The organism is Amycolatopsis sp. NPDC058278, from assembly GCF_042881395.1.
Taxonomy (GTDB): Bacteria; Actinomycetota; Actinomycetes; order Mycobacteriales; family Pseudonocardiaceae; genus Amycolatopsis.
Map to the genome: position 1 here is coordinate 15,439 of NZ_JBHVXZ010000097.1, position 22,919 is coordinate 38,357.

12 protein-coding genes and 1 pseudogene are annotated in these 22,919 nt (G+C 72.6%); 7 read left to right on the plus strand and 6 right to left on the minus strand.

The genetic code is table 11. The features are described 5' to 3' along the window. Positions 1-7: 7 nt before the first annotated feature. Positions 8-2,164: a DUF6351 family protein gene (locus tag ACFVYA_RS36485; RefSeq protein WP_387051579.1), complete on the plus strand. Its 2,157-nt coding sequence runs from the start codon at positions 8-10 to the stop codon at positions 2,162-2,164. 76 nt (positions 2,165-2,240) lie between these two features. Next, a complete protein-coding gene (locus ACFVYA_RS36490; RefSeq protein WP_387051581.1) occupies positions 2,241-8,624 on the plus strand; it encodes a beta-ketoacyl synthase N-terminal-like domain-containing protein in 6,384 nt (2,127 codons plus the stop codon). On the opposite strand, the gene ACFVYA_RS36495 is transcribed toward ACFVYA_RS36490, so the two are convergent. Beyond that, positions 8,614-9,801 carry a cytochrome P450 gene (locus ACFVYA_RS36495; RefSeq protein WP_387051583.1) on the minus strand — a complete coding sequence of 396 codons (1,188 nt, stop codon included), beginning with the start codon at positions 9,799-9,801 and terminating at the stop codon, positions 8,614-8,616. The genes ACFVYA_RS36490 and ACFVYA_RS36495 overlap by 11 nt on opposite strands. A gap of 95 nt (positions 9,802-9,896) precedes the next feature. After that, a complete protein-coding gene (locus ACFVYA_RS36500) occupies positions 9,897-10,490 on the minus strand; it encodes a DM13 domain-containing protein (protein ID WP_387051584.1) in 594 nt (197 codons plus the stop codon). A gap of 175 nt (positions 10,491-10,665) precedes the next feature. On the opposite strand from ACFVYA_RS36500, the gene ACFVYA_RS36505 reads away from it, so the two are divergent. Continuing rightward, positions 10,666-11,658 (plus strand): zinc-binding dehydrogenase, encoded by a 993-nt coding sequence (locus ACFVYA_RS36505; RefSeq protein ID WP_387051585.1) that lies wholly within the window; start codon positions 10,666-10,668, stop codon positions 11,656-11,658. Positions 11,659-11,881: 223 nt separating this feature from the next. Next, the gene (locus ACFVYA_RS36510; protein WP_387051587.1) at positions 11,882-12,874 is read left to right on the plus strand and encodes an RNA polymerase subunit sigma-70; all 993 of its coding nucleotides are present in this window, start codon (positions 11,882-11,884) and stop codon (positions 12,872-12,874) included. 7 nt (positions 12,875-12,881) lie between these two features. Here the strand turns inward: ACFVYA_RS36510 and ACFVYA_RS36515 are convergent, their stop codons facing one another. Continuing rightward, a complete protein-coding gene (locus ACFVYA_RS36515; RefSeq protein ID WP_387051589.1) occupies positions 12,882-15,551 on the minus strand; it encodes a glycoside hydrolase family 9 protein in 2,670 nt (889 codons plus the stop codon). A 379-nt stretch (positions 15,552-15,930) separates the two neighbouring features. Between ACFVYA_RS36515 and ACFVYA_RS36520 the strand changes: the two genes are divergently transcribed. Further along, positions 15,931-18,039 carry an RICIN domain-containing protein gene (locus ACFVYA_RS36520; protein WP_387051591.1) on the plus strand — a complete coding sequence of 703 codons (2,109 nt, stop codon included), beginning with the start codon at positions 15,931-15,933 and terminating at the stop codon, positions 18,037-18,039. Between the two features lie 33 nt (positions 18,040-18,072). Beyond that, positions 18,073-19,548, plus strand: coding sequence for an RICIN domain-containing protein (locus ACFVYA_RS36525; protein WP_387051593.1), 1,476 nt, complete (start codon positions 18,073-18,075; stop codon positions 19,546-19,548). A 28-nt stretch (positions 19,549-19,576) separates the two neighbouring features. Here ACFVYA_RS36525 and ACFVYA_RS36530 read toward each other — a convergent pair whose 3' ends face one another. After that, the gene (locus tag ACFVYA_RS36530) at positions 19,577-20,725 is read right to left on the minus strand and encodes a polysaccharide deacetylase (protein WP_387051595.1); all 1,149 of its coding nucleotides are present in this window, start codon (positions 20,723-20,725) and stop codon (positions 19,577-19,579) included. 134 nt (positions 20,726-20,859) lie between these two features. Further along, the gene (locus ACFVYA_RS36535) at positions 20,860-22,032 is read right to left on the minus strand and encodes an epoxide hydrolase (protein WP_387051597.1); all 1,173 of its coding nucleotides are present in this window, start codon (positions 22,030-22,032) and stop codon (positions 20,860-20,862) included. An 82-nt stretch (positions 22,033-22,114) separates the two neighbouring features. On the opposite strand from ACFVYA_RS36535, the gene ACFVYA_RS36540 reads away from it, so the two are divergent. Then, positions 22,115-22,678 carry a CGNR zinc finger domain-containing protein gene (locus tag ACFVYA_RS36540; protein ID WP_387051599.1) on the plus strand — a complete coding sequence of 188 codons (564 nt, stop codon included), beginning with the start codon at positions 22,115-22,117 and terminating at the stop codon, positions 22,676-22,678. Positions 22,679-22,684: 6 nt separating this feature from the next. On the opposite strand, the pseudogene ACFVYA_RS36545 reads toward ACFVYA_RS36540, so the two are convergent. Further along, positions 22,685-22,919 (minus strand): annotated as a pseudogene (locus ACFVYA_RS36545) (formyl transferase); the annotation flags it as partial.

Here is a 22,919-nt window from a genome sequence, read left to right on the forward strand (position 1 = left end):
GTGTCTGGTGGCCAACCGTGCTGTGCGCTCGTCCACCCTGGTCGCGGCCCTGACCGCACCTGTCCTCCTGCTGGGGACCGCGACCGCGGTGGCCGCTCCCGATACGCCGCCATGGCGGCAGTTGACGATCGAGACGGTGTCGAACCCGCGCCCCGCGCTCGTCAGCGGGGGACAGGTCCTGGTCAGGGTCGTCTCGCCGCAGCGAGCCGGGTCGGTCGACGTCAGCGCGAATGGCCACGACGTCACCTCGAGCTTTCACGCCCAGCCGGACGGCAGCCTGCTCGGCCTGGTGAGCGGCCTGCGCGACGGCGTCAACGACCTGAGCGCCCGGACGAGCGGACGCGGCCCGGACCGGCGGGCGCACCTGCGCGTCACCAACCACCCGATCACCGGGCCCGTCTTCTCCGGCGCGCAGCAGCTCCCGTTCTACTGCGAGACCCAGGCGTTCGGCCTGCCCGCCGCGTCGCAGCCGTTCTGCGGTGCGCCGACCCAGGTGAGCTACCAGTACCGCACGACCGCCGGGACGTTCGCACCGCTGGCGGATCCGGCGAGCCGGCCCGCGGACCTCGCGACGGCCACGGTCGGCGCGCACGCGGTGCCGTACGTGGTCCGCGTCGAACGCGGCACGATCGATCGCGCCGTCTACGAGATGGCGGCGCTCTACGACGGCGCGCCCTCGCCCGTCTCGCCGGAGCACAGCTGGAACGGAAAGCTGGTCTACACCTTCGGGGGCGGCTGCAACGCGGGCTACCACCAGGGCAGCTCGACCGGCGGGGTCGTCAACGACCTGTTCCTGGCCCAGGGCTACGCGGTCGCGTCGTCGACCCTGAACGTGCTCGACAACAACTGCAGCCCGATCATCTCGGCCGAGGCGGCGATGATGGTCAAGGAGCACTTCATCGAGACCTACGGCCCGGTGACGCACACCATCGGCTGGGGTGGCTCGGGCGGGGCGATCCAGCAGTACGACATCGCGGAGAACTACCCGGGCATCGTCGACGGCATCATCCCCGGCGTCTCGTTCCCGGACCCGCTGAGCACGGGCGGCCCGGTGTCGGACTGCCGCCTGCTGGAGCGGTACTTCGCCGGGCCGGGCGCGTCGTTCACCGCGGCGCAGAAGCAGGCCGTTGCGGGCTTCGCCAGCTACGACACCTGCGTCTCCTGGGACAAGATCTTCGCCAACCGCGCAACCGCCACCGACAGCTGCGATGTGGCCATCCCGGTTCCGGTGCGGTGGGATCCGGTGACGAACCCGCGCGGGGTGAAGTGCAACTTGAACGAGCAGCTGGCCAACCAGCTCGGGCGGGACCCGGAGACCGGGTTCGTGCGCGGCCCCCTGGACACCACAGGCGTGCAGTACGGCTTGGCCGCGCTGAAGGCCGGGACGATCACCGCGGCGCAGTTCGCCGACCTCAATGCCCGCATCGGCGGCCTCGATTACACCGGAACACCCGTGCCGCAGCGGATCGCGGCCGACCCGAAGGCGCTCGACGCGGTGTATGCCGACGATATCGTCAACTCCGCGTCGCAGGCTTTGCGGGAAACGCCGATCATCGACCAGCGGACCGATCTCGACCTCGCCGGGTTCGGCAACGACGTCCACACCACCGAGTGGTCTTATGTGATGCGGCAACGGCTTCTGCGGGCCAACGGCACCGCGGACAACCAGGTCATCATCGAAAACCACGCCACCGCCGCCGAAGCGGCGGCGGCCGGTGTCTACGAGCTCGACGCGATGGACCGCTGGCTGACCGCGATCGACGCCGACCGTTCGCACCGGAGCCGCCGGCAGAAAGTGCTGGCGAACCGGCCGGGCGATCTCGGCGACGGGTGCTACCTCTCCGCCGCGTCACGGATCACCGAGAAGCTGACGTACCCGGCGAGCGGCCGGTGCGGCGCGCAGTACCCGGTGGCGGCCGACACCCGGATGGTCGCGGGGGAGAGCTTGGCCCTCGACGTGCTGAAGTGCCGGCTGAAGCCGCTCGACTTCCGCGACTACCCGGTCACTTTCACCGCCGCGGACCGGCAGCGGCTGCGGGCGGCGTTCCCGGACGGGGTGTGCGACTACGGCCGTCCGGGCGTCGGGCAGCGTCCCCCGATCGGAACCTGGCTGAGCTACGGCGACGAACGGACCGGCACCACCCCGCCGACGAAGCCGCGGTGATCACCCGAGGCAGTCTTGGTGCCCGAACGGACGCGGTGGGGGCGGTGGGGCGGACGGTTGCGGTATACCCGGAGCAGTGGAGGAAATCCGGACCGAGTTCATCAGGCCGCTGCTGACGTCGTTGTCCGCGCACCCCGCCGGACGCCCTGCCTACTCCGACGGCCGGCGGACGCTGACCCACGGTGAGCTGGCCCGCGCCAGTGCGGACTTCGCCGCGGGGCTCGGCGTGTCCCGGGGCGATCGCGTGCTGGTCCACGTCGGCAGCCGGGTCGAGTTCGTCGTGGCCCTGCTGGCGGTGCTGCGGGCGGCGGCCGTCGGCGTGCCGGTGAGCGTGCGGTCGACCGAAGCCGAGCTCGCCCACCTGGCCGACGACTCGGGGGCGACGCTCCTGATCACCGAGTCGCGGCATGCCGAGATGGCGCAACGGCTGCGGCAGAGCCGGCCGGGCCTGCGGGTTCTCTTCGCCGAGGAGCCGCCGCCGGCGGCGGCTCCGCCGCGGGACGACCTCGGGCTCGACGAGCCCGCTTGGCTGCTCTACACCTCCGGCACCACCGGACGGCCGAAAGGCGTTCTCCTCTCGCAACGCGCGATGCTGTGGTCGACCGCCGCTTGTTACGTCCCCGTGTTCGGGATCGAGGCCGGTGACACCGTGGTGTGGCCGCTGCCGGTCCACCACGCCTACGCCCTGTCGCTCGCCTTCACCGCCACGATCGCGCTCGGCGCCCACACCCGGCTCGCCGACGGCTGCTCGCCGGAGCTGCTCGCGCAGTACCCGGGCTGCGTGCTCGCCGGGGTGCCGGCCACCTACCTGCGGCTCCGCCAGGAAGCCGACGGCCCGGTCGTCTCGCCGAGGCTGTGCCTGACCGGCGGTGCGCCGTGCACGCCGGCGACCCGCGCCGCGGTCCGGGAGCTGTTCGGCCTGCCGCTCGTCGACGGCTACGGGAGCACCGAGACGGGCGGGAAGCTCGCGATGGAGCGCCCCGGCGAACCGGGACTGGTCCCGGTGCCCGGCATGGAGGTCCGGATCGACGCGGGGGAAGTGCTCGTCCGCGGCCCGGGACTGATGCTGGGCTACCACGGGCAACCCGGGTCGCCGTTGCGGGACAGCTGGTACCGCACCGGTGACGCCGGCCGGTTCGACGGCGGCCGGCTGGTGCTGGACGGCCGGGTCGACGACGTGATCGTCTGCGGTGGCCAGAACGTCCACCCCACCGAGATCGAGGCCGTGCTGGAGGAGTCCCCGTCGGTGCGGGAAGTCCTCGTCACCGGCCGGCCCGACGACGTCGTCGGGCAGGTGCCGGTGGCGTTCGTGGTCGCCGGGCCGGACGGCTTCGACGCCGAGGAGCTGCGCCGCCGCTGCCTCGGCCGGCTTTCGCTCCACAAGGTGCCGGTGGCCTACCTCCAAGTCGACTCGATCCCGCGGACGGCGTCGGGCAAACCGAAGCGGCACGCCATGGCGAGCGCGCCGGAGCAGCGGGATCTCGCCGCGGTGGTGCGGGCCGAGCTGACGGCCCTCTGCGGGCACGACGGCGGCGACGGGTGGCGGGACCGGCCCTTCACCGACCTCGGGTTGTCTTCCCTGGCCGGCGTGCAGTTCCGGCACCGGATCACCGCGCTGACCGGCGTGCCCGTCCCGCACTCGCTGATCTACGACTTCCCCACGCCGGGTGCGGTGATCGCCGAGCTGACGCGGCTCGCCTCGGCGAGCCCGGCGGAGCCGCCGCGCGCGAGCCCGGCGAAGTCCGCGGAACCGATCGCCGTCGTGGCGATGGCGTGCCGGTTCCCCGGTGGCGTGCGCTCGCCGGAGGACCTGTGGCGGCTCGTGGCGGACCGGGTGGACGCGACGAGCGAGTTCCCCGCCGACCGCGGCTGGGACGTGGCGGGGTTGTACGACCCGGACCCGGACCGGATCGGGCACTCGGTGACCCGCCGCGGCGGGTTCCTCGACGGTTTCGCGGACTTCGACGCCGGGATGTTCGGCATCTCGCCGCGGGAGGCGCTGGCGACCGACCCGCAGCAGCGGCTGCTGCTGGAGACGTCCTGGGAGGCGTTCGAGCGGGCCGGTGTCGACTTGGCGACACTGCGCGGCAGCGACACGGGTGTGTTCGTCGGCGTCATGAACGAGGACTACGCGAGCCGGTTCACCAGCCATCACGAGCTCGAGGCGTGGCTGGGCATCGGCTCCTCGCACGCGGTCGCCTCGGGCCGGATCTCCTACACCTTCGGGCTCACCGGACCGGCTCTCACCGTCGACACGGCCTGCTCGTCTTCGCTGGTCGCGCTGCACCTGGCGGTGAAGGCGCTGCGCGAGGGGGAGTGTTCGCTCGCGGTCGCCGGCGGGTCCACGGTGATGGCCACCCCGCGGACCTTCCTCGCCTTCAGCCGGCAGCGCGGCCTGTCCCCGGACGGCCGGTGCCGGTCCTACGCGGCCGGAGCCGACGGCACGGCGTGGTCGGAGGGCGCCGGGGTGATCCTGCTGGAACGGCTGTCCGACGCCCGCCGGAACGGGCACCCGGTGCTGGCCGTGCTGCGCGGCACCGCGGTGAACGCCGACGGCGCGTCGAACGGCCTGACCGCGCCCAGCGGACGCGCCCAGCAGGCGCTCATCGCGGCGGCGCTCGCGGACGCGGGGCTGACCGCGGCGGACGTCGACGCCGTCGAAGGGCACGGGACGGGAACGCCGCTGGGCGACCCGATCGAGGCGGACGCGCTGATGGCGGCGTACGGGCGTGGCCCGCGCCGGGAGCCGCTCTGGCTGGGCTCGGTGAAGTCGAACATCGGCCACACCCAGGCCGCCGCCGGGATCGCCGGCGTGATCAAGGTGGTGACGGCGCTGCAGCACGAGCAACTGCCCGCGTCGCTCCACGCGGCCGAGCCGAGCCCGCACGTCGACTGGGCGTCCGGCGCGGTGAAGCTGCTGGCGGAGGCCCGGCCGTGGCCGCACACGGACCGGGCTCGCCGGGCGGGGGTGTCGGCCTTCGGGATCGGCGGCACCAACGCGCACGTGATCGTCGAAGAGGCACCGACGCCGGAGCCGCCGGCCCGGCGGCCGTTCCCCGCGGCGCCCTGGCTGCTCAGCGCCGCGGACGGCGACGCGCTCCGGCTCGTCGCGGCCGGGTTGGCCGAGGCCCCCGACACCGTCGATGTCGCTTACACCCTCGCCCGGCGGACGCCGCTCGCACACCGCGTGCTGGTGCCCGCGGCGAACCGGGAGGCCCTGCGAGCGGTCGCCGAAGGGCGCGTGCCCGGCCGGACCGTCCGGAGCGGAACCCGGCTCGCCGTGGTGTTCGGCGGGCAGGGCGCGCAGCGGGCCGGGATGGGCCGGGAGCTGGCCGAGCGGTTCCCGGTGTTCGCCGACGCCTTCGAGGAGGCGTGCGAAGCCCTGGGCGATGACGTGCGCGATGTCGCCTTCGCCGGCGGGAAAACGCTGGACCGAACCGATCACGCGCAAGCCGCGCTGTTCGCCTTCGGCGTCGCGCAGTACCGGTTGTTCGAGTCGTGGGGCCTGCGCCCCGACGTCCTGCTGGGCCATTCGATCGGGGAGATCACCGCCGCGCACGTCGCCGGCGTGCTGTCGCTGGCGGACGCGGCAACGCTCGTGGCGGCGCGCGGCCGGCTCATGGCCGCGTTGCCCGGCGACGGGGTGATGATCGCCGTGGTGGCCGCCGAGGCGGACGTGGCCCCGCACGTGGGCGGCGCCGTCGCCATCGCCTCGGTCATCGGGCCGCGTACGGTCGTGCTCTCCGGGGAGAGAGCCGCGACGACGGCGCTCGCCGATCGCTTCGGCGGCGGGACGCTCCTGCGCGTCAGCCACGCCTTCCATTCACCGCTGCTGGACCCGATGCTCGACGAGTTCCACGAGGTCGCCGCCGGACTGCCGCACCACCGTCCTGCCCTCCCGCTCGTCTCGTGCGTGACCGGGGAACCGGTCGAGGAGATCGAGCCGGGCCACTGGCGCCGCCACGCTCGTTCGACGGTGCGGTTCGCCGACGCGCTCGACACGGCGACGGCTTCCGGGCCGGCCATCGGCCTCGAGATCGGCCCGGCGCCGACGCTCGGCCGCCTGGCCGCCGACGTCATGCCGATGACGTCGGCCAGGATGTCGGGCTTCGGGGCGCTGGCCGCGGCGGGCGCGGTGCACACGGCCGGCGTCCGGGTGGACTGGCCCGCGGTGTTCGCCGGCTCGGGCGCGCGGATCACGCCGTTGCCCACGTACCCGTTCAAGCGCACCCGGTACTGGCTGGACCAGCCGGCTCCGGAACAGACCGGCGACCACGCCGTGCTCGGTCCGGCGCTGGCGGCGCCCGACTCGCCGCGGGTCGTGCACGGCGGCTCGCTCGGCGTCCGCCGCCACCGGTGGCTCGCCGACCACGTCGTCGGCGGATCCGTGCTGGTGCCCGGGACGTTGTTCGCCGAGCTGGCTCTGCACGCGGGCGGAGCGGGCGTCGAGGAGCTCGTGATCGAAGCCCCGCTCCGCCTGGACGACGGCGAGGACGTCCACGTCCAGGTCGTCGTGGACGAGCCGCGGATCGACGTCTACGCCCGGGCCCGCGACGACGAGCACTGGCGGAAGCACGCCGGGGGGAAGCTGCGCCCGCGCGGCCCGCTCCCGCCTGCCTGGAGCGAGGCGTGGCCGCCGGCCGGGGCCGTGGCAGCCGACGTCGCCGAGGCCTACCGCGCGCACGCCTACGGGCCCGCTTTCCAAGCCGTGCGACGGTTGTGGCTGCGCGGTGAAGAGTTCTTCGCCGAGGTCGAGCTGCCGCCGGACGTCGGGGGCCGGTTCGAGCTGCACCCGGTCCTGCTGGACGCGGCCGTGCACGCGACCGCGCTGGCCGAGGGGCCGGCGGCCGGGCAGCGGGTGCCGTTCCTCTGGAGCGGGGTCGAGGTCTACGCGCCCGGTGCGCGGCGGGCCAGGGTGCACGGTGTCCGGCTCGGCGTCGGCGCGGTCCGGGTCACGCTGTACGACGAAGCCGGGAACCCGACGGCCGGGATCGAAACCCTGACGACCCGGCCGATGGCGGCCCCCGAAACGATGCTTTACCGTCCACAGTGGATTCCGATGTCGCCGGTGGCGGCCGCGGAACCGGTGCGGACCGTGGAAATCGCCGGTGCGCCGGGTGACGTGCGCGCGGTGGCCGGCCACGCGCTCGCCGTTCTCCACGACTGGCAGGGCGGCCGCGACCGGCTGCTCCTGGTCACCCGCAACGCGACCGGCCCCGATCCCGACCCGGCCGCCGCGGCGGCGTGGGGACTGGGCTGCGCGGCCGCGGCGGAACACCCGGGCCGGATCAGCATGGTCGACCTCGAGCCGGGCTTCCCGGTGACGCGGGTGGCGGACCTCGCCGGCGGCAGCGCGGAGCCGCAGATCGCCGTGCGCGACGGAGTTCCGCACGTCCTGCGGATCACGCGGGCCGCCCCGGCGCCGGCGCACCCGATCGACGCGGGCGGGACGGTGCTGATCACCGGCGGGACGGGAGCGCTCGGCGCGGTGCTGGCCCGGCACCTCGTCACCGAGCACGGCGTCCGGCACCTCCTGCTGGTGAGCCGGAGCGGGCCGGCGGCGCCCGGAGCCGGGGACCTGCTCGCGTCCCTGCGGGAACTCGGGGCGGACGCGCGGATCGTCGCGGCCGACGTCGCGGACCGGGCCACCGTCGTGGGGCTGGTCGGCAGCTGCGATCCACCGTTGACGGCGGTCGTGCACAGCGCGGCCGTGGTCGACGACGGGGTGCTGGCGGCCCAGACGCCGGAACGCCTGGACGTCGTGCTGCGCCCCAAGGCGGACGCGGCGCTGGTCCTCGACGAGGTGACCCGGCACCTGCCGCTCACGGCCTTCATCCTGTTCTCCTCGATCGCCGGGGTGTTCGGCAAGGCCGGGCAGGCCAATTACGCGGCCGCGAACCGGGTGCTGGACGCCGTGGCGTCCCGCCGCCGGGCGGCGGGGCTGCCCGCGTTGTCGCTGGCGTGGGGACTGTGGGAGCTCGGCACCGGTCTCGGCGACCGGATCTCGGCCACCGCCCGGCGGCGGATGCAGGCGTCCGGCGTCGAGGGGCTGACCGCCGAGCAGGGCCTGGCGCTGTTCGACGCGGCGCTCGGCTCGGCCGAACCGGTGCTGGTGCCGGTCCGGTTCGATCCGGCGGCGTCGATGGCGCCGCCGACCGGGGCTTCGGCCGTCCGCTCGGCTTCGGTGCGGTCCAGCTGGCCGGAGAACCCGGCCGAGCCGGAGCTGCGCGAGCTGCTGCGCGCGGAGGTCGCCGCGGTCCTGGGGCACGAGGACGCCGCCGTGATCGCCGACGACCGCCCGTTCCCGGAGCTCGGGTTCGATTCGCTCACCGTGATCGAGCTGCGCACCCGGCTCACCGGGTTGTCGGGCATCGACCTGCCCGCCACCGTCGTCTTCGACCGGCCCACCGTCGCCGAGCTGGCCCGATACCTCCTGGAGCGCCGCGGCGTCACCAGGTGACGGGCAGGCTCGAGACCCCGCGCAGCAAACCACCGCGGCGCCATTCGATGTCCGCCGCGGAGATCGCGAGGCGCAGGCCCGGCCGGCGCCGGACCAGCGTCGAGAGCAGGACGTGCAGCTCCAGCCTCGCCAGCGGCGCGCCGACGCAGTGGTGCACGCCGAAGCCGAACGCGACGTGGTGGTTGACCTTGCGGCCGAAGTCCAGCTCCCCGGCCGAGGGGAACACCGACTCGTCGCGGTTGGCCGAGTCCAGCTGGACCAGGACCGCGTCGCCGGCCCGGATGGCCTGGCCGCCGATTTCGAGGTCCTCCTTGGCGATCCGGGCGAAATCCGCGACCGTCGCCAGCGGCACGAACCGCAGCAGCTCCTCCACCGCCGACGGGATCAGCTCGGGACGGGCGACGAGGGCCGTCCACCGGTCGCGGTCGGACAGCAGCTCGACCAGGATGCTGCCGGTGAGGTTCGCCGTGGTCTCGTGGCCACCGGCCAGCAGCGCCACGCCGAGCATGAGCAGTTCGTGGTCCGTCAGGCGGTCTTCCTCGTCGCGGGCCGCGACGAGCGCGGTCAGCAGGTCGTCGGCGGGCTCGTCCCGGCGTCGGGCGATCAGGGTGTGCAGCGCGCCGGCCAGCTTCCCGCGGGCATCCGCGACGTCCGCGGCGGTCACGGATCCGCCCGAGGCGACCAGCTTTTCGGTGCACTCGCGCACCATCCGCCGTTCGCCCGGCGGAACGCCGAGCAGCTCGCCGATCACCAGGACGGGCAGCTCCCACGCGACCGCCGAGGCGAAGTCCACGGGCGGGCTGACGCCGTCGAGGAGCGTGTCGACGATCTCCTGGATCCGGGGCCGGAGCAGCTCCACCCGCCGGCCGGTGAACGCCTTGGCGACGAGCGCCCGGACGCGGTCGTGCTCCGGCGGGTCCATGGCCAGCAGGTTGCCCGCCGGTTCGAAGCCGGGCCGCCCGCGCGGCACATCCGCCCCGGCCGCGGCGGCGCGGGAGAACCGCGCGTCCGAGAGCACGAACCGCGTCTGTTCGTAGCGCGTCACCAGCCAGGCAGCACCGCCGTAGGGCATCGTGACACGCACCGGCGCGCCGGACTTCCGCAGTTCGGCGAAGCGCGGGTGGGGCAGCAGCGCCACGGCGTCCCCGAAGGGGTAGGGAACAGGCTGGACATCCATCGCCTCATCGTGCGGCAGGGGTGTGGCGCGGTGTACCGCCCATCGGTGGCCGGGAAGGCGGCGACGAGCGTTCGCGGCCTGGTTCCCCCGGTCCGTCAGGCCGGGTGCCGGGCCAGTTCCGCCGCGCCGAAGGAGACGTTGAAGCGGTCGCACCAGAGGCTCACGCTGGTGTAGGCGGCCGGGTCGGTGCCGGCGGGCAGGGGGTAGTTCTGGTTTCCCTTGTTCCCCTTGAGCTTGCCCGCGTCGAGGTGCTTGCCGTCGTCGAAGACGGCCCAGCCGTCCTTGCCCGGTTTCACCGGTGCGTCGGTGAGCCAGACGTGCACGTCGGGGCCGCTGCTGGTGGCCAGGTTCTCCAGCCGCAGCACGAACGACCCGTCGGCCGCGCGCAGGAGCCGGACGGTGCCCGTGGTCCGGTGCTCGTGGCTGATCAGGGTGCCGCCGGCGAGTTCCGCGGGCTTGGCCGAAGTGGACGGCGACGCCGACGTGGACGGCGTCAGCGGTGTGGGCGGCGGCGGAGGCGTCGACGGCGGTGCGGGCACCGGCGCGGCGGCCGGCAGGTCCTCCTGGACCGTCTCGTCCACCACCAGCTGCCACGGCTGGAACCAGAACAACCCCGCCGCGACGGCGACCACGCCCGTCACCAGGATGCTCAGCACCCAGGGCCGCCTGACCAGCCGCATTCGGTTCATTTCGCGCTCCTCCGTCTTCGATCTTCTGCCGGTTCATTCAACGGGACGAATCGCCCATCGAGGCCCGGTGCGCGGTTACCGATCTCTTACGAGCCCCGGGCCAGGCAGCCGATTCCTTTCGCGGGCCGCCGCGGTCTCCCTGTCGTAAACCGACCGAGAAGGAGAACCGATCACCGTGAGCGTTCCCGCCACCATGCGCGCCCTGCAGCAGACCTCGCTGGACGGACCGCAGGACATGCACCTGATCACCGACGCACCCGTGCCCAGCCCCGGCCCGGGTGAGGTCCTGATCCGGGTGGCCGCCGCCGGGGTCAACTTCGCCGACCTCTCGAAAGCCTGCGGCACCTTCCGGGACGGCCCCCGGCCGCCGTATCGGGCGGGGTTCGAGGCGGCCGGCGAGGTCGTGGCGGTGGGGGAGGCGGTGACCGGCCCGCCGCCGGGGACGCACGTGATCGGGATCGGCGACGGCGCCTTCGCCGAGTACCTGGTCCTGCCGGCGGCGGCCGCGATGCCGGTGCCGGCGGGCTGGCGCGCCGAGCAGGCGCTGGGCCTGGTCGTGAACTGGCCCACCGCGCTCGCCGCGCTGAAGCCGCTCGGCCGGGTGGCGGCCGGGGAGACCGTCGTCGTCCCCGCCGCGGCGGGCGCGACCGGCCAGGCCGCGGTGACCCTGGCCAAGCACTACGGCGCGACCGTCATCGCCACGGCCGCACCGGGCAAGCACGAGACCGTGCTGGCGCTGGGGGCCGACCACGTCCTGGACTCCCGTACCGGCGACCTCGCCGCCGAGGTCCGGCGCCTGACCGGCGGTGCCGGCGCGGACCTGGTGCTGGAATCGGCCGGCGGCGCCACGTTCGCCGCGAGCCTGACCGCGGCCAAGCCGGTGACCGGCCGGGTCGTCGTCTACGGCCTGGCGGGCGGCGAAGCTTCGCTCACCAACTGGGAGCTGGTGTACCGGCACCAGGTCCACGTCATCGGCTTCAACATCGGCACCCTGATCCAGGCGGCACCCCGGATCTTCGGCGAGGTCATGGGCGAGCTCGCCGCGCTCGTCGCCGCCGGCGTCGTCACCCCCGCACGCCCGGCCACCTACGACCTGGCCGACGGCCCCGCGGCCCTCGCCGAGCTGGCCGCCCGGGCGACCGTCGGCAAGCTGGCGCTGCTGCCGTGACCGAGACCGTGGACGCGGCCGCCGAGCCCCGGGCGCGATTCGTCGTCCACCTCCCGCTGGCGAAGCAGTACCCGGGCTGCGCGGCGCGCCGCCGAGGACGCCGCGGCGAACCTCGCCCGCTACGCCACCTTCCGCGGATGCCTGCTGACCTGTGCTTCGATTCCTTTTCCGCGGTGTGCCGGTCGTACCGGGGAGTGGTCGATCGGCGGAACGAGGAGCACACATGGCAGGCAGGCAATCCGCGGCGGCGCCCGCGCGCGAGCGGGACCGGTTCGCCGCCGAAACCGCGGGGTTCCGCCGGGAACTGCTGGCGCACTGCTACCGCATGGCCGGTTCGGCGCACGACGCCGAGGACCTGGTGCAGGAAACCTACCTGCGGGCGTGGCGGTCCTACGCCGGCTTCGAGGGCCGTGCGTCGATCCGGTCGTGGCTCTACGCCATCGCCACCAACGTGTGCCTGACCGCGCTGGAGCCGCGCCGGAACCGGGTGCTGCCCTCGGGGCTGACCGGTCCGCACGACGGACCCGATCGCCCGCCGGTCCCGGCTGCGCCCGGCGAAGTCGCCTGGCTGGAGCCGTTGCCGGACCACTGGGTCGCCGACCCGGCGGCGGCCGTGGTGGCGCGCGAGTCCCTGCGGCTCGCACTCGTCGTCAGCCTGCAGCACCTGCCGGCACGTCAGCGCGCGATCTTGCTCCTGCGGGAGGTGCTGGCGTTCACCGCTCCGGAAACGGCCCGGATCCTCGGCACCACCACGGCGGCGGTGAAGAGCGGCCTGCAGCGCGCCCGGGCCCGGCTCGACGACCTCGGAGCACCACCCGAGGACCTGCTCGAACCCACCGACCGGCGGGCACGGGCGCTGCTCGAGGGGTACATCGCCGCGTTCGAACGCTCCGACGCCCACCTGCTGGAGCGGGTGCTGCGCGCGGACGCCACGCTGGAGGCAGCACCGTTCCGTGACTGGTACGCGGGCCGCGCGCAGTGCCTCCACCTGCTCGGCACGTACGTGCTGGGCACGCCCGGCGACTGGCGGATGAGCGCCACCACCGCCAACGGCCAGCCCGCCGCCGCCGTGTACCACCGGGACGCCGGCGGCGCCCTCCGGGCCCACGGCGTCGTGGTGCTGACCCCGACGGTCACCGGTGTCTCGCGCGTGGTCGAGTTCCACGACCCGGCGCTGGTCACCACGTTCGGCTTTCCGGACCGGCGCCCGGACTGAACGAGTCTCAGGGTTCGGTACCCCAGGCCAGGGCCGCGGACTGGTAGGCGGTGGCGGTGGCGAGGTCGGTGAAGGACGCCGCGGTGCGGTAGCTGTAGTCGTCGGCCTGGTCGAAGGCGGACCAGTCGGCTTTGGCCACCCGGACCTGGAGCTCGCCGGTGCTCGCGCCGGCGGCGAGGGTGCCGCCGCTGAAGCCGACCTCGACGTAGGCGTCGGCACCCGGGCGCGGCGTACTCAGCTTCACTACGCGCAAGGTGACGTTGCCGCAGCCGGGAACCGCGTAGTCGCACCAGACCTGGTAGCCCGGGTTGGCGGCGTCGCCGGTGAACCAATAGCGCGCGGTGACGCTGGTCAAGGGCACCGCCGTGCTGCCCCGGTTGACGATCTGGAGGCTGGTCCGGATCTGGTTGGCGGTGGCGGCGGTGCCACCGCGCTGCTGCACCGCGAGCGAGCCGGTGCCGGTGGTCGTGGTGGTGACCGCGACCGGGCTGCTGATCGGCGACTGGTTGCCGGCGGCGTCGCGAGCGCGGACCGAGAACGTGTACGCGGTGCCGGGCGTGAGGCCGGTGACCTGGTAGCTGGTGCCCGAGGTGCTGCCGATCGTCGCGCCCGACGAGTCGAGCACGTCGTAGCCGGCGACGCCGACGTCGTCGGTGGCCGCCGTCCAGGTGAGGGTGGCGCCGGTGCTGCCGGGGGTGGCGGTGACCCTGGTGGGTGCGGTCGGCGCGGTGGTGTCGCCCGTGGACTGTCCCGGCTGGCTGCCCCACACCACCGCGGCGCCCTGCGTGAGCACGAGCTGCGGGTTGTCGGCGGGCGCGCTGCCGCTGGGGGCGAGGCCGGTGTGCGACCAGTCGTTGCCGGGCACCCAGGTGCCGGTGCTGGTGATCCGGAACTGCACCTCCTTGCGGTAGCGCGACTGGCCGCCGGGGGCGACGCCGCCGGAGCACGGCACCTCGACGTAGTAGACCGCGCCGGAGAACTGGTGCAGGGAGGGCGCGTCGCACTGGTTGTACGCGGAAGTGACCGAGATCTGGCCCGGCGTGGTGCTGCCGTCGAGGGTGAAGTAGTAGCGCAGCGAGCCGGTGAACGTGCGGGCCGGCCACGCCGACTTGTTGATCACGTACGCCTTGACCTCGGTGAACGTGCCGCCGTCGGGCTGGTTGAGCGCGCCCTGCGCGAGGAGCTCGGGGCCGTCGGGGGTTTCCTTCGGCGGGAAGGCGGCCAGTGGCGTGCCGCCGTACTCGCCGTAGAGCCGGGCCAAGGCGCCGGTGAAGCCGGCGTTGTAGTCGAGGGCCACCTCGTTCATCGTGTAGTTGGTGCGGTCGTCGGTGTACGCGTCGTTGGGCGAGGACGGGCCGCCGACGAGCGCGCCGTACAGGACGTGCCGGCTCTGCGCCGGTTCGTTGATGTTGTCGGCCCACGAGCCGTGCGCGGTGCGGTGGTGCGGGTTGCGGGGCGGGTTGACGCCGAACCCGACCTCGAAGCTCGCGCCGCGCGGGTTGTCGCCGAGCGCGTAGTTGATCTGCCGCACGCCGAAGTCGTGGTAGGTGGTGGCACGAGTGGGATCGGTGGGGCGCAACGAATCCGCGTAGGTGAGCGCGACGAAAGCGGTGTTCGCCGCGTAACGCAGTGAGCCCCACTGGTCGAGCACGGCCTGGCCGCCGGGGGAGTAGGGCACGCGCTGGCCGTTGACGCCGGTGGTCCACCAGTCCAGCCAGCGGTTGGCGTCGGCGACGTACTCGGGGTCGTGGGTGAGCTGGGCGAGCAGGACGTAGGCGCCGTAGGACTTGTCGTCCCAGGCCAGTGTCCAGCGGTAGGAGCGGGTGGTGGTCTGCGGTTCGGTGGCCAGCTTCTCGTACTCGGCGCGCGCCTTGGTCAGGTAGGTCGCGTCACCGGTGGCTTTGTAGAGCCAGATCGCGCTCCACACGAGCTCGTCCTGGTAGCCGCTCCAGGACTTGTAGAAGTTCTGGGCGTCGGTGATGCAGTTCGAGTAGACGCCCCGGTGGTTGTCGGCGAACGAGTACAGCTGCTTGGCGTGGGTGAGCAGGGTGGCGGCGTAGGTGGGGTCGTCGCCCTGGAACACCATCGAGCTCGCGGCCATCTGCGCGGCGGCCTCGCCGGCGAGGTCCGAGCCGGGGCAGGAGTCGTCGATGCGGTAGGCGGGCCGGGCCATCGCCATCGTCTCGGCGGGCCCCCACCACTTGTGGTCGTCGTCGCCCTTGCCGACCTGGCCGTAGAGCACGTCGGGTTGCGGGTGGGCCTTGATCAGCCAGTCGTCGCCCCAGCGCAGGTTCGAGAGCAGGGACGACCACTGGCCGGAGTTCTGGTAGGCCGCGCGGTTCTCCAGCGCTCCCCAGGCGAGCATGGTCATGCTGAACTCGAACGGCAGCCCGAACCTGACGTGGTCACCGGCGTCGTAGAACCCGCCGGTCAGGTCCCGGCCGACGTCCTTGCCGTCGTCGAGGGCGGACGGGCCGCGCCAGGAGACCCGGTTGCCGGCGGGCAGCGCCCCGGAGCGCTGAGCGTCGTAGAACCAGACGGCTTTCTGCAGCGCCTCGCCGTAGTTGAACTTCCCGGCGGGGGCGCCCGCGGACACTCCCGGAACCGCCAAGGTCAGGCCGAGCACGAGTAGCGCCACGACCGCGCGGGCCACTGCCTTCGTCGTCGAAGTACGCACTCCGCCTCCTCCTCGTCGAGTCTGGGAGCGCTTCCAGAACGAAAGCGTAGGAAGCCGGGGCCGCTGTGTAAAGCATCGCGGCCCGCGGTGGCCGGTTCTCGAACCGATTCGACACTGCGTTCGGTGGCGATGTAACTTTCAGCTCCTGACGGGCCTCGCGGCCGGGATCCGGGTGTCGGATGACCGTGACTCGGATGACGAATACCGTTCTGTGGCAACGAATTCACGAGATCGGTCGCAGCCCGGTGGAGTTTCGTTGAGCGACCATTGTGGACAGTGTACGCACAGCGTCATTGACCTTCGGCCGACCGGGTTCGTACTATTCCGGCGAGCTCACCGGGCGAACCGGTTCGACGCTCGTGAACCGCAGGAGGAGTCGATGAAGACGAATCTCCGGCTGGGGCGCCTGGCTTCGGTGGCCGCGGCGGTCCTGGTGGTGGCGTTCCCGGTGCTGCCGGCGGCTCCGGGGCAGGCGGCCGCGGGTGAGTCGATGACGGTGGACCTCGCGTCGGCGCGCGGGCCGTCGACCGCGGTCGGCGAGGGGTTCCTGTACGGCATCAGCCAGGACGGCACGCAGCCGGCGGACCAGTACCTGCAGCCGCTGGGCATCACGGCCTTCCGCGGTGGCGGCTGGTTCTCCGGCGGGTGGATCAGGGACAACTACCAGAACGGCAACGCCACCAAGGCCGACCTGAACTCGATCATCGCGCAGGCGAAGCGGCTGACCCAGCCGCCTTACCACGCCCAGTACCAGGTGCTGGTCAGCGACATCTACGGCGCGAACGGCGGCCAGCCGTCGAACACGATGTACCCGTGCGACAACGGGAACTGCACGAACTGGATCAGCTTCATCGACGCGACCGTGGGGGCCTTGCAGGGCTCGGGCCTGAAGTTCGCCTACGACATCTGGAACGAGCCGGACATCTCCGCGTTCTGGACGCGCGGGGTGTCCAGCCCGCAGTACTTCCAGATGTGGGACACCGCCTACCGGGAGATCCGCCGGCTCGCGCCGGGCGCGCTGATCGTGGGCCCGTCGCTGGCGTTCACGCCGGACCAGAACCCGGGGGAGTGGAACGCCTTCCTGTCGCACACCAAGGCCGCCGGGACCGTGCCGGACGAGATCACCAACCACGACGAGGGCGACGGGGACGACCCGGTGCAGGTCGGCCAGTCGATCACCCGGTACCTCTCGAACAACGGGCTCTCGCCGATCCCCCTGTCCGCCAACGAATACCAGCCGGCCGACCGGCAGACCGCCGGGGTGACGGCCTGGTACCTGGCGCGCTTCGCGCAGTCGAACTACGTCAACGCGATGCGGGGCAACTGGGTCTGCTGCGTGACCCCGAACCTGACCGGGGTCCTCACCCAGAGCGGCGGGAATTGGCTGCCGACGGGCCACTGGTGGGCGCTTCGCGACTACGCGGACATGACCGGCACGCTGGTGAACACCTCCGGCCAGGTCGGCTCCACCGCGATCTCGGCGGCCAAGGACAGCGCCGCCGGCCGCGCCGTCGCCGTCATCGGTGACGAGAAGGGGTACACCGGCCCCGCGTCGGTCGCCTTCACCGGCCTGTCCTCCGTGCCGTGGCTGGCCGGGAACGGCAGCGTCAAGGTCGTGGTGCAGCGCATCCCCGACCAGGCGCCGCTGAACGCACCGCAGGTCGTCTTCAGCCAGAACGTGAACGCCTCCGGCGGCTCGGTGACGATCCCCTTCACCTTCCAGGCCTCGCACGACGCCTTCGCGATCTACCTGACGCCGACGGGTCCGACGAGCGGCAACACCGTCACCGTCACCAGCCCCGGCGACCAGACCGGGACCGCCGGGACGGCGATCGGCGGCGTGCAGATCCACGCCACCGACTCGGCGGCCGGGCAGAGCCTGGCCTACGCGGCCACCGGCCTCCCGCCGGGGCTGTCGATCAACGCCTCCTCCGGCCTGATCACCGGCACCCCGACCGCGGGCGGCAGCTACGGCGTGACGGTCTCCGCCACCGACACCACCGGCGCGGCCGGGACGGCGACCTTCACCTGGACGATCTCCGGCGGCACGGGCGGGTTCCCGGGCGGCGACCACACGCTGGTGACCGTCGCCGGCAACCTGTGCCTGGACGTCTACGGCAACTCGAGCACCTCCGGCGCCGCCATCGACCAGTGGACCTGCAACGGGCAAAGCAACCAGCAGTTCCAGTTCGTCGCGGCTTCCGGCGGCTACGGCGAACTGCGGGCGCGGAACTCCGGCCAGGACGTCTCCGTGTCCGGCAGCTCGACGGCGCAAGGCGTCCCGGACATCGTCCAGCAGCCGGCGAACACCTCCGCCGGAAGCCTCTGGCTACCGCAGCAGCAGTCCGACGGCAGCTGGCAGTTCAAGAACCGCGCCAGCGGCCTGTGCCTGGACGTCTACGGCGCCAGCGCGACCGCGGGCCAGCAGCTGGACCAGTGGCCGTGCAAGAACGCCCCCGGCACCAACCAGGACTTCTCCGCACGCTGACGCACCCGCGCGGCAAAGGGAAAGGAACCCAGGATGTCCAGCTCACCGCACCGGCTCCCGAGGGAACAGGCGAACCGGCCGCTCGCTCTGCTCGTCGTCCTGCTCACCGTCCTGGCCGGCGTGCTGGTGCCCGCGGCCCGGGCGCAGGCGGCGGTGAACACGTTCACCCTCGGCGCCACGCGGTACGACACCGCCGGTCGCGCGCTGCAGCTGCACGGCATGGGCATCGTGCAGGTCGGCAACACCTGGTACGGCTTCGGTGAGGACAAGACCGGCCAGACGACGGCGAACACCGCGTTCCAGGACATCCCCTGCTACACGTCGACCGATCTGGCGAACTGGACCCACCAGGGGATCGCGCTGGCGAAGCAGGCCAGTGGCGACCTCGGGCCGAACCGCATCGTGGAACGGCCCAAGGTGCTCTACAACGCCACCACCCGGATGTACGTGATGTACCTGCACATCGACAACACGAGCTACTCCGACCAGCGGGTCGGCGTGGCGACCAGCCCCACGCCGTGCGGGCCGTACAGCTACCGGGGGAGCTTCCAGCCGCTGGGCAACCAGAGCCGCGACATCGGCTTGTTCCAGGACACCGACGGGTCGGCGTACCTGATGAGCGAGAACGCCGGCCGCAGCCTCCGCATCTACCGGCTGTCCGCGGACTACACGACGGTGGCGAGCGCGGTGGCGACGCTGCCCAACTACGAGTCCCCGGCCGTGATCAAGGTCGGCGGGACGTACTACCTGCTGGCGTCGCACCTGACCGGGTGGGCCACCAACGACAACGTGTACGCGACCGCGTCGTCGATGGCCGGACCGTGGTCGGCGTTCCGGAACTTCGCGGCGGCCGGCACGAACACCTACAACAGCCAGACCGCGAACATCATCACGGTCCAGGGCAGCTCGGCGACCACCTACATCTACGCGGGCGACCGCTGGACCGGCAACGCCATGGGCAATTCGCCGCTGATCTGGCTTCCGCTCACGATCCGCGGCACGACGGTCAACCTGGGCCAGTACCCGAGCTGGAGCCTCGACGCCGAGGCGGGGACGTGGTCGGCGAATTCCGGCCTGCCCACCGCCGGCACGCACGTGCTGAAGAACGCCAACAGCGGAATGGTCATGGACGCCTCGGGTGCCTCCACGGCGGCCGGCGGCAAGATCATCCAGTGGCCGGCGCACGGGGGCACCAACCAGCAATGGCGGTTGACGAAGGTGTCCGACAACGTCTTCACGGTGGTCAACGTCAACAGCGGGCTGTGCCTCGACGTCCCGGACGGGTCCACGGCGAACGGCGTCCAGCTGCAGCAGTGGACCTGCACCGGTGCCGCCGGCCAGCAGTGGGCCGCGGACCTGGTGGGCAGCCTCACCGGCAGCCAGTACGTCCTGGAAAACGTCGGCAGTGGCCTCGTGATCGGGGTGGCCGGGTCGTCCACCGCGAGCGGTGCGCAGGTCAGCCAGCTCGGCGGGTCGGGCGCCTCGAGCCAGGTGTGGACGGTCTCCTGAGCCGGCCGGCGAGCCGCCCGCTTCCGCTTCAGCCGGCTTGGGCGGGCGGCATCGACCGGTACTGGTCCAGAACGGCGGGGTTCTGCAGCGCCATCCACTTCGTGACTTCCGCGTAGGTCGCGCAGACCGTCTCGGGTTTGGTGCACACCTCGCCCATGAAGCCTTCGGCGGCCCGGGAGAACGCCCCGCCGGCCCAGTCGTTGAAGTGGTTGCCGATCACGAGCGGGGCGCGGTTGCCGTCGAAGGCGGCGCGGTAGGCGCCGCGGTAGGTCTCGAGGGTGGCCTGGGTGTACTGCTCGGCGTGGGACGGGTCGTTCTTGGCGCGGTTGAACTGGTACCACAGGTTGTAGTCCATCATGATGACCTTCTTGTGCAGCGCGGGCACCTTCACGTACGGCATCCAGAACTCCCGGATGCCGTCGATCTCGGTGGGCCACTTGACGCCGTCCGACGGCTGGCTGGAGTCGAAGGTGTAGCCGGCGTCGCGCATGGCGGGAAAGGCCGCGGCCCAGTTGCCTTCGAGGCACGGTGTCCGGCCGCCGGTGACGTCCTTGGCGGACAGGTGCAGTCCGAGGCGCTCGCGGGCGTCGTCGACGAAGCGGCTGAACTGGCCGATTTCGGCGGTCCAGCCCGCCGCGGTCCAGCGGCCGACGCTCGGCTCGGCGCCGGCGCAGAAGTGCCCGTTGTAGTGCGTGCCGATCTGGTGCCCCGCGGCGACGGCGGCGTTGAGGTCCTGGACGCGGGTGGCGACTTCCCCGGCACTGCCGCCGAAGCCGATCGAGGCCATGCCCGGTTTGTGGCCGGGCCCGGTGTAGCGCGCCCGCTGCTCGTCGGTCAGCAGGTAGATGCCCGAGAGGAACCCGCTGAAGTGCGCGTTGACGGACTTGGCGAGGGCGAGGTAGCGGCTCCAGTGGTCGTGCGAGCCGGCACCGTCGAAGGAGAAGAGCACGAACTGCGGGGGCTTTTCGCCCGGGCGCAGCGGGCGCATCCACGTCGGTTCCTTGCTGACCGGAGGGGCGGTGGTGGCCGCGGCGGTGGGCGAACCACTGATCGCCCGGCCGGGCGCGGCGGGGCTGTCGTCGAGGGAGATGATCAGGACGCCGGCCAGCACGAGGGCGAGGGTGACGGTCAACCAGGTACCCGGCCGCCGCACCAGTCGTGACGAGCGAGAACCCATCGAAGACACCTCCCCCTATTACGCACCGTCATAGGCAGGACGCGGGGTGGCCGATCCGGGTGCATCGGAGTGAGATCCGTAACCCACACGCAACCCTGTCGACGCACGCAGAGTCGCCCCCGTGCCGGCCGCGGTCACCGGTCGGCGGCCAGCACGGCCGCGAGGCCTTCCCGCAGGTCCTCGACGAAGTAGCCGGGAACCTCCAGCGAGGGGAAGTGCCCCCCGGCCTCGGGTGACCGCCAGCGGACGATCCGCCGGTACCGCTGCTGCGCCCAGGGGCGCGGGTACTTCTCGATGTCGCGGGGGTACATCGTGATGGCCGACGGGACGTCGACCCGGAGTTCCGGGTCCAGCGAGTTGTGGCTTTCGTAGTAGATCCGGGCCGCCGACGCGCCGGTCCGCGTCAGCCAGTACAGGGTGACGTCGTCGAGGATGCGGTCCCGGGAAATCGTCTCGAAGGGGCTGTCTTCGGTGTCCGACCACTCGGCGAACTTGTCGAGGATCCAGGCGAGCAGCCCGACCGGTGAGTCGACGAGCGAATAGCCGATGGTCTGCGGCCGGGTGGCCTGCTGCTTCGCGTACGCCGCGCGGTGGCGCCAGAAGTGGCGGGTTTCCTCGGCCCACTCGCGTTCGACCGCCGTCAGCCCGTCCGTGGTCAACCCGGGCGGGCCCTCCGCGAACGTGGTGTGGATGCCCAGAACGTGCTCCGGGAACCGGCCGCCGAGCACCGTGGTGATGTTGCCGCCCCAGTCGCCGCCGTGGGCGGCGAACCTCGGGTAGCCGAGCCGGTCCATCAGCTCCACCCACGCGGCCGCGATCTTTTCGGTTCCCCAGCCGGTGGTGGCCGGCTTGTCGCTGTAACCGAAGCCCGGCAGCGACGGGACCACGACGTGGAACGCCGGCGCGTCGGCCGCTTCCGGATCGGCCAGTTCGGCCACGACGTCGACGAACTCGGCGATGCTGCCCGGCCAGCCGTGCGTCAGGACCAGCGGCGTGGCGTCCGCGCGCGGGGACCGGCGGTGCAGGAAGTGGATGCCCAGCCCGTCGATGGTCGTGCGGAACTGGCCGATCCGGTCGAGGCGGTCTTCGAACGACCGCCAGTCGTACCCCGTGCGCCAGTAGTGCACGACGTCGACGAGGTCGGCGAGGGGAACGCCCTGGTCCCATCGGCCGGCGCCGGACGCGGCGTGCCGGACCGTCTCGGCCTCCGGCAGCCGCGCCGCGGCCAGCCGCGCGCGCAGATCGTCGAGGTCGGCGTCGGTGGCGCGGGCTTCGAATGCTCGTACGTCGCTGGTGGGACGGGACATGAGACCTCCTGGTCATCGCGGAACCGGCTAAGACGGTTCTAACATGTCGTCCGCCCGGCGGGCAACCGGCTAAGGTGGTTCCATGCGTGCTGGGTTCCCCGACTTCCGCCTCGGTGCCGTGCTGGCGACCAGCTTCACGGCGACGTTGACCGAGCGCCGCGGCGACGCCGTGGAGCGCGTTCCCACACCGCAGCGGCTCGCCGACTGGCTGGCCGTGAGCGGCCTCGCCGTGGAGTCCTGCACCGCCGCCCAGCTCGGCCTCGCCCGCGAACTGAGGGAGTCGATCCACGCCGCCGCGACCGCGGCGGCGACCCGGGACACGCTCCCGGCGGCCGCGGTCCAGGTCATCAACGACCGCAGCGTTCAGGGCCGGGCCTCGGCCGTCCTGACGCCCGAAGGCCACCGGCGATGGCAGCTCGGCTCGGCGTCCGGTGTGGAGGACGCCCTCGGCGTGATCGCCGCCGACGCGATCAGCATCATCGCGGGCGAACGGGACGGGAAATTGGCTTTGTGCGCCTCACCGACCTGCCGGGCCGCTTTCTTCGACACCAGCCAAAGCCGCACGCGCAAATGGTGTGACATGAACACGTGCGGGAATCGCCAGAAGAAAGCGCGCTTCAACGCCAATCAGCGCAAAAACTCCTGACTCCGATCAGCTGACGGGCGCCATCCGGGGGTCGGGCAGGCGAGGTGCTTCCGGCACGGCCGGGCCGGTGGGCCGGCCGGTGAGGAAGGCGCGCCTGGTGCGGGCGAAGCCGTGGCGGTCGTCGAAGATGTCGTGGCTCATTTCGGCGAGTTCCCTGATCCGGTAGGTCTCCAGGGGTCTGCGGTGTTCGTCGGCGTCCCGGGTCTCGCGTTTGCGGCCGAGCAGGGCGGCCGCGTGGCCG

Bases quoted from the DNA above. Each gene is read 5' to 3' on its own strand.
- ACFVYA_RS36540 (WP_387051599.1), top strand. From the start codon at position 22,115: ATGCGTGCTGGGTTCCCCGACTTCCGCCTCGGTGCCGTGCTGGCGACC.
- ACFVYA_RS36535 (WP_387051597.1), bottom strand. From the start codon at position 22,032: ATGTCCCGTCCCACCAGCGACGTACGAGCATTCGAAGCCCGCGCCACC.
- ACFVYA_RS36525 (WP_387051593.1), top strand. From the start codon at position 18,073: ATGTCCAGCTCACCGCACCGGCTCCCGAGGGAACAGGCGAACCGGCCG.
- ACFVYA_RS36510 (WP_387051587.1), top strand. From the start codon at position 11,882: ATGGCAGGCAGGCAATCCGCGGCGGCGCCCGCGCGCGAGCGGGACCGG.
- ACFVYA_RS36530 (WP_387051595.1), bottom strand. From the start codon at position 20,725: ATGGGTTCTCGCTCGTCACGACTGGTGCGGCGGCCGGGTACCTGGTTG.
- ACFVYA_RS36520 (WP_387051591.1), top strand. From the start codon at position 15,931: ATGAAGACGAATCTCCGGCTGGGGCGCCTGGCTTCGGTGGCCGCGGCG.
- ACFVYA_RS36495 (WP_387051583.1), bottom strand. From the start codon at position 9,801: ATGGATGTCCAGCCTGTTCCCTACCCCTTCGGGGACGCCGTGGCGCTG.
- ACFVYA_RS36500 (WP_387051584.1), bottom strand. From the start codon at position 10,490: ATGAACCGAATGCGGCTGGTCAGGCGGCCCTGGGTGCTGAGCATCCTG.